The sequence below is a fragment of the Hydrogenophaga sp. genome (genome assembly GCF_041633695.1).
In the GTDB taxonomy this organism is placed as follows: Bacteria; Pseudomonadota; Gammaproteobacteria; order Burkholderiales; family Burkholderiaceae_C; genus Hydrogenophaga.
The window spans coordinates 1-2,380 of the sequence record NZ_JBFJMY010000564.1; the positions used below are offsets into that span (position 1 = coordinate 1).

At 65.3% G+C, this 2,380-nt stretch carries 2 protein-coding genes and 1 pseudogene; 2 read left to right on the forward strand and 1 reads right to left on the reverse strand.

Annotated elements, in window-relative coordinates; translation table 11 throughout:
* Window positions 1–681: GntR family transcriptional regulator (locus tag ABYB95_RS21720; RefSeq protein ID WP_372661852.1), on the reverse strand; the 681-nt coding region annotated here is incomplete at its 3' end.
* Between the two features lie 78 nt (window positions 682–759).
* On the opposite strand from ABYB95_RS21720, the gene ABYB95_RS21725 reads away from it, so the two are divergent.
* Window positions 760–2,139 (forward strand): Rieske 2Fe-2S domain-containing protein, encoded by a 1,380-nt coding sequence (locus ABYB95_RS21725; RefSeq protein ID WP_372661855.1) that lies wholly within the window; start codon window positions 760–762, stop codon window positions 2,137–2,139.
* Window positions 2,136–2,380, forward strand: a pseudogene (locus ABYB95_RS21730) (glutamine synthetase); the annotation flags it as partial. The gene ABYB95_RS21725 and the pseudogene ABYB95_RS21730, both read left to right, overlap by 4 nt.

Consider the following 2,380-nt stretch of genomic DNA (forward strand, 5'->3'; position numbering starts at 1 on the left):
GGACTCGGCGCGCCGCTCCAGCGCCAGGCGCATGTTCATCTGCGCCACGGCGGTGTGCTCGGTCGCCAAGGCTTGTGCGCGCGCGCCTTCGCCACGCTGGAGCGCATCGAACAGCATGTGGTGCTGGCGGTGCGCGTACAGCATCCAGTCGCGGTCCAGGGCCACGCTGCCCTGCATGGGCAACATGGCCGAAGCCGGGGCAAAGGGCAATTTGTCGTTCAGCGCCACCGCGCGCTGCAAGGCCCGGTTGCCGCTGGCGCCCAGTATGAGCGCGTGAAAACGGTCGTTCATGGTGGCGTAGGCGGCGTAACTTTCAATGGTGAGCGGGTTGTCGGCCAGCAGCCGGTCGCCCTCGTCCAACGCGGCCTGCAAGTCGCCCTGCAACTGGCGCGACACACCGTGCTCGGCCACCAGCCGCGCGGCCATGCCCTCCAGGTGTCCGCGCACCGCGATCGCGTCGATCACCTCCTGGGCGGTGAACTGGCGCACCAGGAATTTGCCGGTGTCGTTGGCCTCGACCAGGCCCTCTTGCTCCAGCGTCACCAGCGCGGCACGCACCGGGGTGCGCGAGGCGCCCAGCCGCTCGGCCAGTTGCTGCTCGGCCAGGCGCTGCCCGGGCGGAAATTCACCGCTCAGGATCAGGTCGCGCAATTGCATCAAAACGGTTTCTTGCAGGTTCATGGATTAAAACTGTACACCGAAATTAAATTATGGGATACCATTTGTCTCAACACGCAACCAGCTTACCGCAGGAGTCCCATGAAAGCCGAACTGAACGACCTGATCACGCAAATCGGTCCCGACACACCCTGCGGTGCGCTGATGCGCCGTTACTGGCAGCCGGTGGCCCTGGTGGACGAATTCGACCCCCAACTGGCGCCCGAGATGGCGCAGCGCCCGGTCAAGCCGGTGCGTTTGTTGGGCCAGGACTTCGTCTTGTTCCGCGATGCACAAGGCCAGTTCGGCCTGCTCGACCGGGGCTGCCCGCACAGAGGCGCTGACCTGGCCTATGGCCGCAACGAAGGCGACGGCCTGCGCTGCCCGTTCCATGGCTGGAAATTCGCCGTCGACGGCCAATGCCTGGAAACACCAGCCGAGCCCACCGGTAGCCAATTGTGCAAACGCATACGCCAGCGCAGCTACCCGCTGCTGGAAAAAGCCGGTGTGTTGTTCGGCTGGTTCGGCCCCGAGGACAGCACACCCCCACCCTTTCCCGCGCTCGATTGTTTCCAGGCACCGGGCAGCCACAGCTTTGCGTTCAAAGGCCTGTGGAATTGCAACTGGTTGCAGTCGTTCGAGGTCGGCATCGACCCGGCGCACGCCTCGTACCTGCACCGCTTCTTCAACGACGGTTCGCTGGAAGAAAGTTACGGCAAGCAGTTTCGCGGCGCCAGCGCCGGCGAAGTGGGCGGGGAGCGCTGGCCCATGACGCGGGTGATGCGCGAATTCGGTCAACCCGAGATTTCCTTCGAGAACAAACCCTATGGTTTTCAGCTCACCGCGCTGCGCAAGATGACCGAGGAGCTCACCCATGTGCGTGTGACCAACGCGGTGTTTCCGCACACCTTTGTGATCCCCTTGTCGGAAACCATGACCATCACGCAGATGCACGTGCCGGTGGACGACACCCACAACTACTGGTTTGCGTTTTTCACCAGCTTCGACGCGCCGGTGGACAAAAACGCCATGCGCCAGCAGCGCCTGGCCGGCGTGACGCTGCCCGAATACATCCCGAAAACCGGGCGCCACAACCACTGGGGTTTCGATGCCGCCGAACAGCAAAGCAGCACCTACCTGGGCATGGGCGAGGACGACATCAACGTGCACGACCAGTGGGCCTGCGAGAGCATGGGCGTGATCCAGGACCGCACCCGCGAACACCTGGGCACCACCGACAAAGTCATCATGGCCAACCGCCGCGTGCTGATCCAGGCCATCGAAACCGTGGCCGCCGGAGGCACACCCCCCGGCACCGCCGACCCTGCCTTGCACGCCAGCATCAGCGGGCCCGACACGGTGGACGGCATCGCCCCGGCCCAAGACTGGCAGGCCTGGTGGCAACACGCGGTGCAAGCCAAACGCAGCGGTGCACCCTGGGCCAGCGCGACCGAGCCAGCGCAAGCCAGCAACACCCCATGAGCAGCCGGCACACCCCATTTGCCCAGGCGTGTGGGCAGTACGGCGCCCGCGACGCCGAAGCCATCGCACAAGCCCGGCAACAAATCGAGGCCAGTGGCGTGGAGTTGGTGCGCCTGGGCTGGTGCGACGTGCACGGCGCGCTGCGCGGCAAAACCCTCACAGCCCAGGCCGCCATCCGCGCGCTGCAAGACGGCGTGGGCATGGTGGGCACGCTGATGCTCAAGGACACCGCCGACCGCAC

Bases quoted from the DNA above. Each gene is read 5' to 3' on its own strand.
- ABYB95_RS21725 (WP_372661855.1), top strand. From the start codon at position 760: ATGAAAGCCGAACTGAACGACCTGATCACGCAAATCGGTCCCGACACA.